Source organism: Methylobacterium ajmalii (assembly GCF_016613415.1).
Lineage (GTDB): Bacteria > Pseudomonadota > Alphaproteobacteria > Rhizobiales > Beijerinckiaceae > Methylobacterium > Methylobacterium ajmalii.
This window is the reverse complement of record NZ_JACWCT010000008.1, coordinates 39,434-46,957: the sequence shown is the minus strand read 5'-3', so window position 1 is coordinate 46,957 and position 7,524 is coordinate 39,434. Positions and strand designations below refer to the sequence as shown.

Genomic DNA, 7,524 nt, shown 5'->3' with positions numbered 1-7,524 from the left:
CCGCCGCGAGGCCGGAGCCCAGGAGGAGACCGCCGAGCGCCGGCCCGACCCGGCGCGGGGCCGAGACGGCGGCCCGCAGGCCGGTCCCGGCGAGGCCGACCATCAGGACGAGGGCGAGGAGCAGGATCCCGCCGTGGCGCAGGAGGTCGGCGGCCGGGCGGATCGAGGCCTGGGCGATGACCTGGCTCGCCCACAGCCCGAACCCGCCGGCGACCGCGGCGGTCGAGAGCCAGATTCCCCGGCTGGTGCCGGCGGCGGCGCGGGCGTGCTGCAGCAGGTCGACCATGGTGATCGAGGCGAGCACGCCGATCAGGACCGACAGGCCGATGAGCCGCCCGTCATGCAGGGCGAGCAGGGTTCCGGCGGTCTGCAGCATGGAGGGCCCGCATCCGATCGCGACGGGGCCACCGTGCCGGTCTCACGGTTGCGAACCGGTAAAATACACCTGCCGAATCATTCGGTAGTGGACGATCGGGCCGGGAAAGTCATCGATCGACTGGACGATCCCGGTCTGCGCCGCGCCGGAACGGCCTCCGTGGACTTGCGCGCGGCGCGCGGAGTCTTGTCAGGGCCGGTCGAGCCGCAGCCGCGTGACCGCGCAGCCCCGCCCGACGATCTCGGCCGGGCCGAGATCGGGAAACAGCTCGGCGTAGCGGCGCACCAGGGCCGCCGCGAGGGCGTCGGCATCCCGGATCGTCGGCAGCGAGATCGCGAACAGCGGCGCCGGTACCTCGGCCACCGGCACGCCCTGGCGCACCGCGACGCACAGGCCGGTGCGGAACCGGGTCGGGTCGAGGACCGGCAGCTCCTCCGGCCCGCCGGGCCGGCGCCGCCCGGGCCGGACGATCGGCACCAGCGCGTAACGGGTGCCGGCCCGGTTGATCGTGCGCTCGAGGTTGAAGTGGACGAGGTCCCGGCCGACCGCCGCGAGCGCGGCGAAATCCGCCTCGTGCAGGCGGATCAGCGCCTCGGCCCCGAGGGAGGCGGCGAGGTCGGCCACCGCGACGACGCGGGTCGCGTCGCCCTCCGCCACGGCGACGTGGCGGCTGTTCGAGATCGGCAGGGCGGCCATGCGGCGGGTCACCGTTACCGGAACGGCGGCTCGTCGAAGCTGCGCAGCTTGCGCGAGTGCAGGCCGTGCCGGTTGCGCCGCAGGGCGTCGAGGGTGGCGAGCCCGATCAGCAGGTGCTCGCCCACCGCCCGCTCGTAGAAGGCGTTGGCGGCGCCCGGCAGCTTGATCTCGCCGTGCAGCGGCTTGTCGGAGACGCAGAGCAGCGTGCCGTAGGGCACCCGCAGGCGGTAGCCCTGCGCCGCGATGGTGCCGCTCTCCATGTCGACGCCGATCGCCCGCGACAGGTTGATCCGCCGCCGCTCCTGCGACCAGCGCAGCTCCCAGTTGCGGTCGTCGTAGGTGACGACGGTGCCGGTGCGCAGGCGCTGCTTCAGGGCCTCGGCCCGCTCGCCGGTGACGCTGGCGGCGGCCTCCTGGAGCGCGACCTGGACCTCGGCGAGCGCCGGGATCGGCACGTCGGGCGGCACCAGCTCGTCGAGGATCCGGTCGCGGCGCAGGTAGCCGTGGGCCAGCACGTAGTCGCCGATGGTCTGCGACTGGCGCAGGCCCCCGCAATGGCCGACCATCAGCCAGCAATGCGGCCGCAGCACCGCGAGATGGTCGGTGATGGTCTTCGCGTTCGACGGCCCGACGCCGATGTTGACGAGGCTGGTGCCCTGCCCGTCCCGGGCGACGAGGTGGTAGGCCGGCATCTGGAACCGGTGCCAGGGCGAGGCGGCGATGAGCGCGTCGGCCTCGATGCCCGCCGCCTCCCCGGCCTCGACCGAGACGCCGCCGGGCAGGACCAGGCGGGCGTAGCGCTCCGGCTCGGCGACGAGCGCCTTGAGGCCGACGCGCACGAACTGGTCGACGTAGCGGTGGTAGTTGGTGAGCAGGATCCAGGGCTGGATCTGGCGCCAGTCGGCCCCGGTATAGTGCACGAGGCGGCGCAGCGAGTAATCGACCCGCGGCCCGTCGAACAGGGCGAGCGGGCGCGCCTCGTCGTCGGTGTCGAGCCACAGCCCGTCGGCGATCTCGTCGCCGACGCTCGACAGCATCGGGGTCGGGAAGTGGCGTGCGAGGTCGCTCGACGTGACGCCGCGGGCGAGCTCCGCCCCAGGCTCGACGACGTAGGGGTATGGGATCTCCTGGGCGCTCAGGCCCACCTCGATCGTGGCGCCGTAATCCTGCACCAGCGGGCGCAGCTGCTCGAGCAGGTAGGCGCGGAAATGCCCGGGCTGGGTCAGGGTGGTGGAGAAGACGCCCGGGCCCTGGAACTTCGCGGTGGCGCGGGTGATCCGCGGCATCGGTCCGGTCGGCCGGTAGGTCAGGCGCAGCTCGGGATAGCGGAAGGTCAGCCGCTCGGCCGAGTCGGGCGGCACGCCCTCGGCGAGGAAGCGGTTCAGCGCGTCCCGCAGGCTCCCGGTGGCGGCGGTGTGCAGGCTCGCCAGGCGATCGACCGCCGTCTCGGGGTCGGCCACCGTCTCCATCGGTCTCAGCTCGTCGGCGAACACGCGATCGGTCTCCCTGATGCCCTGCGGGCCAGCCTATACCGGGTGCCGCGCCGGGGCGACCCGGATCCCGCGGGTTTCGAGGAGCGAGGTGACGCGATGAGCGCAGCGGAGACGGAATTCGGCCCGCGCCCGGGCGAGGAGACGGTCGACCTGCCGGCGGCCTACGATGCCGGGCTGTACTTCGTCGGCCGGGTGCGCACGCCCTGGACCGCGCGCGCCGACTGCCCGCGCAACTCGGCCCAGTCGGACGCGGTCTGCACCCTGGAGGTCGACCCGCGTTTCGCCCCCGCCCTGCGGGAGCTGTCCGGCACCACCCACCTGATCGTGCTCTACTGGATGGACCGGGCGCCCCGGAACCTCGTGGCGCAGCAGCCCCGCCACGCTCCGGCGCCCCGCGGCACCTTCGCGCTGCGCTCGCCGGCCCGGCCGAACCCGATCGCCGTCTCGGTGGTGGAACTCCTCGGGATCGACGGCGCCTCGTTGCGGGTGCGCGGGCTCGACTGCCTCGACGGCACGCCGCTCCTCGACATCAAGCCCTACTTCGCCTCGACCGATGCGAGGCCCCAGGCCCGCGTCGGTTGGCGCGAGACCGACGCGGTCCCCGGGACCGACGCAGCCCGCGAGGCCGGGCTCAGCGCCGGCGCAGGCGGGCGAGCCGCGCCTTGAGCCAGGCCTTGGCGGCGTGCTGCCGTCTCGCCCGGTCGGCGAGCAGCGAAGGCGCCGGGCCGCCCGGGGGCGAGAGCATCGTCTCGGCGATGCGGGTCCGCTCGGGGTAGAGGTCGTCCAGCACCGCGCTCGCGAGCGTCGCGGAATCGAGCCGTTCGGCGAAGCGGGTCTCGTGCAGGGCCCGGACGATCTCGGCCTCCAGGACCACGCCGGGAGCGAGCTGGCGCAGGTCCTCGTCGTAGGCGGTCTTGAGCAGCATGGCGGTGCCGCCGCAGACGAGGGCGAGGCTCGCCGCGACCACCCGCCCGTCGAGGCGCAGGAGGTCGGCGCGCGCCGTCACCGGCCCGTCGCCGGCGCGAAAGACGTCGCGGGCAAAGCCCGCGGTCTGCGGCCGGCAGGCGAGCGCGGTACCCGCCCGCCCCTTCCAGCCGCGCTTCTCCAGGGCGAGGAATTCCGCCACCGCGCCCGCGAGGTCGCCGTCCGGCCCGACTACCTCGACCGCGAGCAGCCCCGCCTCCTCCAGCCGGCGGCGCCGCCGGCGCAGGTCCTTGAGCCGGCCCTTGTGCGGGTGGCCCTTCAGGAAGGCGTCGTGGCTGGCGCGCCGGTCGAGGACCGGGCGGTCGAAGCAGGACACCTCCGCCCGGCTCCAGCCGTCGCGGGCGAGCGCCGCGAGGAGGGCCGGCCCCGCCCCGTCCCCGGTGGGAAGGAGCGGCCACCACCACGGGCAGCCGAGGCCGCGCATTCCGGCCGCGAGCGCGGCGAGCGCCGGCGCGCCGTCGGGGCCGGCGACCACCAGCGGCGCCGTCACGGTGAGGTACGGGGATGCGAAGGGCCGCGCGACCCGGCCCCACCCGAGGGGCCCGCGCCCGATCCGGTAGGGCAGCAAGGCCGCGAGATGCGGGCCGCGCCGCACCGCCAGGCAGGGCAGGTCCGCGGGCGCCAGGCCGTGGTCGCGATGCGCCTCCATCACCCGCCGGGAATAGTCGGGCGTCGGCCGGTCGGCGCCGGCCACCAGGGCGTCCCAGGCGGCGGGATTGCGGGAGAGGGCGGCGAGCGTCGTGACCGTGCAGGTCATCGCCGCTGCGGTCGTCGCCGTCTCTGTCGTCGTCTCGGGCGTCGGCAGGGGGATCACGGGCGCGTTCATCGGACGAAGGCCGGGGTGAGGAGGCCGAGGCGGCGATGGGCCAGGAGCGCCAGCGCGGCGCCGCGCCCCGCGGTGACGAGGCTCGCGGCCAGCGCCGCGCCGGTGAGCCCGAGGAGCGGCACCAGCGCCAGGGTGAGGAGAACCGCCACCGCGAGGAGCCCGACGGTCACCGCCGCGCAGGCGCGCTCGCCCCCCAGCATGGTCAGCAGATCCTCCGCCGGCCCGCAGGCGGCGGCGAGCCCGTGGCCGGCCACCAGCATGGCGAGCAGCGGCAGGGCAGCGCGGAACTCGGGCCCGAACAGGCCGAGCAGCAACGGCCCCGCCCCGACCACGCCGAGCCCGGTCGCGACCGTCGCCAGCAGCGTCAGCCGCGACCAGCGCCGCACCAGGGCCTCGAGCCCGGGCCGGTCGCCCCTGGCTTGCGCCTCCGCGAAGCGCTGCGCGGTGACCGAGGAGGCAGCGTACTGGACGAAGACCACGAATTGCAGCAGCCGCGTCGCCGCGAAATAGGCGCCGACCTCCGCCGGCGGCAGCAGGAAGCCGAGCACCAGCACGTCGACGAAGTTGAAGCCGGAGCCGGCGAGATCGATCAGCGCCATCGGCAGCGCGGCGCGCAGCCACTCGCCGCGCGGGTAGAGCGCCCGGCCCGGCCGCCGCTCGGCCCACAGGCGCCGCACCAGGATCCCGGCCTGGATCGCCAGCGACAGGGCGGTGGCGGCGAGCGTGCAGGCGACGGCGATCCCGGCCTCCGCCGGCGCGCCGAACCCGACCGCCGCCAGCATCAAGGCCATGATCAGGCCCTGGCGCAGGAGGTAGGGCGGTGCGACCGCGAGCAGCGTCCAGTTGCGGCCCCGCGCCACGCCCTCGCAGAAATCCTGCAGCGCGAAGAGCGGCAGCACGAGCGCGGCGATGAGCGCCGGGGCCCGATAGGCGTCCCCGACGAGGCCGGGCCGGAGCCAGAGCGCGCCGGCGCCCGCAGCCGCCAGGATCGCGGCGGCGGCGAGCGAGAAGACGGCGCCGAAGACGAGGAAGCCCCGCTCCGGCCCGGCGGCGCCTTGCGCCCGGTAGGTCGGCAGGAAGCGGCAGGCGGCCTGGGACAGGCCCCAGGTCGAGGCATGGCCGAGCAGGGCCGTCCAGACCCAGATCGTGGCGAAGATCCCGTATTCCTCGCCACCCATCAGCCGGGCCATCAGCACCTGGGCCACGAAGGCGCAGCCCGCGGCGGCGATCCGCACGCCGAACACCGCGAGCGCGGTGCCGGCACTGCCGCCGGCCTCCGCCTCGCCGAGAGATGCCCCGGCCGCCATTCCGCCGCTCCGAACCGCGCCGCGCGAGGTTCCTGCGTAACGGGCCGGGCTTGCGGGCGGGTTAAGCCCGCCGCGCGAAACGTCCGGGTTCGTCAGGGCGCCCGGCAGGCGAAGCTCTCGCCGCGGTCGGGCTCCCCGCCCTGGTAGCGGGCCTCCTGCGGGAACGGGCAGAGCGGGCGCGTGCGGCCCGGGAAGGCCGTGCCGCGGGCGATGAGCCGGTCGGGGGCCTCGCCCCGTTCGACCCAGGATTCGATCGCGCTCAGGGGATCGAAGTCGTCCAGCGCCGGCCCGCCGCCGCAATGGGTCATGCCCGGCACCAGGAAGAGCCGCGCCGAGGCCGACAGGTCCTGCGCTCCGCCGTTGTGGCGGGTGAGCTCCTGCCAGTGATCGACGAGGTCGCGGGCGGAGAAGACCGGGTCGGCGACGCCCTGGTAGACGAGGAGCCGCCCGCCGCGGGCCGTGAAGGTCGACAGGAAGGTGCCGGTCGGGTCGTTGAGGGCGGCGGTCTCGGCGATGCGCGGGGTGTCGCGGTCGAAGTCGAAGCGCAGCGCGTCGAAGCCCGGATCGGGCGGGGTGAGGAAGTAGTTCGCGATCGCGGCCGGCCCGAGCGTCACGTTGCGGGCGTTCGCCGTCCCGGTCCGCGAGGTGCCGAGCTTCCAGGCTCGCCAGCCCGGCGCCGCGATCCCCGGGTCCCAGGCCCAGGAGGCGTAGACCGGGCGGCCCTGCCCGTCCCGGGCGCCCTCGAAGGCGCGGCGCAGGGCCTCGACCTGCGCGGGCTTCAGGCAGGTCGCGCGCTTCTCCCCCGGGCAGGCGAGGCTTCCCGGATCGAAGCGGCAGGCGGAGACCGCCTCGACCGACCCGTCGGCGAGGCCGTCGGCGGCGTCGCAGGCCTTGAGCACCGCGTCGGCCACGAGGGTCAGGTCGGCGGGGCTCAACGCCTCGGCCAGGATCGGGCGGCCCTCCGGGTCCTTTGGAGCGGCGTCGAGGAAGCTCCTCGTGTCCCAGATCTGGCCGAGGGCGGCCCGGCTCAGGCGGAAGGCCGGGGCACCGGCGACGATGCCGTCGAAGGCGGTGGGAAACCGCGTCGCCGCCATCAGGGCCGAGCGGCCGCCGTTGGAGCAGCCCATGAAGTAGGCCTTGGCCGGGGGCCGGCCGTAGCGGGCCGCGACCAGCGCCTTGGCCTCCCGCGTCACGGTGCCGACCGCCCCGTAGGCGAAGTCGATCCGGGCCTGCTGGTCGAGGCCGAAGGCGGCGTCGGCGTTGTCGCGGCCGAGATGGCCGGAATCGGTCGAGACCACGGCGTAGCCCCGCAGCAGGGCCGGCGCCGCCGTCGCCCCCGAGACCGGGATCGCGCCCAAAGCTTCGCCGACCACCCCGTCGAGCCCGCCGCCGCCCTGGAACAGGAAGCGGCCGTTCCACGCCTCCGGCAGGCGCAGCTGGAAGCCGGTGCCGTAGGGCACGCCCCCGACGCCGGTGCGCGGGTCGATCGTGCCCTCGACGAGGCAATGGGCCGGGAGCGCCGCCTTCGCCCGCGCTGCCCCGGTGAGCGCGGCACGGGCCGGGTTGTCGGCCGGCAGGGTGCCGGCGGGCACCGCCTCGGCCCGGTCGATGAGCAGGTCCGGACGGGCGAGCCCGGCGAGGTCGCCGCAGGCGAGCGGCCCGGCGAGCGCCTGCCCGGAGAGGACCATGGCGGAGAGAACCATGGCGGAGCCGAGGAACGGCCGGCGCGGTTGCGCCCTCCGCTTGACGTGACGTCCCATCGGCACCCCCCTGCCCCGGAGATCCGCCGGGCCGTCGCGTGTCCGGCCCGGCTCCGCGTCCGCCACTCGGCCCGGACCGGTG

At 75.6% G+C, this 7,524-nt stretch carries 6 protein-coding genes and 1 pseudogene; 1 reads left to right on the top strand and 6 read right to left on the bottom strand.

Features of this window, described 5'->3' with window-relative positions; translation table 11 throughout:
- The 3 genes and pseudogenes from HPY23_RS32760 to HPY23_RS01765 form a co-directional block, all read right to left on the bottom strand.
- Nucleotides 1-376: pseudogene (locus HPY23_RS32760) on the bottom strand (bifunctional diguanylate cyclase/phosphodiesterase); the annotation flags it as partial.
- Between the two features lie 189 nt (nt 377-565).
- Nucleotides 566-1,072, bottom strand: a complete 507-nt coding sequence (locus HPY23_RS01770) for a hypothetical protein (RefSeq protein WP_060847580.1) — start codon at nt 1,070-1,072, stop codon at nt 566-568.
- A 14-nt stretch (nt 1,073-1,086) separates the two neighbouring features.
- Nucleotides 1,087-2,565, bottom strand: coding sequence for an AMP nucleosidase (locus tag HPY23_RS01765; protein WP_091887983.1), 1,479 nt, complete (start codon nt 2,563-2,565; stop codon nt 1,087-1,089).
- A gap of 96 nt (nt 2,566-2,661) precedes the next feature.
- Here HPY23_RS01765 and tsaA point away from each other — a divergent pair, with 96 nt between their 5' ends.
- Entirely contained in the window at nt 2,662-3,231 is a 570-nt protein-coding gene (tsaA, locus tag HPY23_RS01760) for a tRNA (N6-threonylcarbamoyladenosine(37)-N6)-methyltransferase TrmO (protein WP_091887985.1), read from the top strand.
- Here the strand turns inward: tsaA and HPY23_RS01755 are convergent.
- The 3 genes from HPY23_RS01755 to HPY23_RS01745 form a co-directional block, all read right to left on the bottom strand.
- Nucleotides 3,197-4,375: a GNAT family N-acetyltransferase gene (locus HPY23_RS01755; RefSeq protein ID WP_418888674.1), complete on the bottom strand. Its 1,179-nt coding sequence runs from the start codon at nt 4,373-4,375 to the stop codon at nt 3,197-3,199. The genes tsaA and HPY23_RS01755 overlap by 35 nt on opposite strands.
- Complete coding sequence (locus tag HPY23_RS01750) at nt 4,372-5,682, bottom strand: lipopolysaccharide biosynthesis protein (RefSeq protein WP_091887987.1); 1,311 nt, start codon at nt 5,680-5,682, stop codon at nt 4,372-4,374. The genes HPY23_RS01755 and HPY23_RS01750 overlap by 4 nt, the downstream gene beginning before the upstream one ends.
- A gap of 92 nt (nt 5,683-5,774) precedes the next feature.
- Nucleotides 5,775-7,442, bottom strand: coding sequence for a tannase/feruloyl esterase family alpha/beta hydrolase (locus HPY23_RS01745; RefSeq protein WP_200601833.1), 1,668 nt, complete (start codon nt 7,440-7,442; stop codon nt 5,775-5,777).
- Between the last annotated feature and the right edge of the window lie 82 nt (nt 7,443-7,524).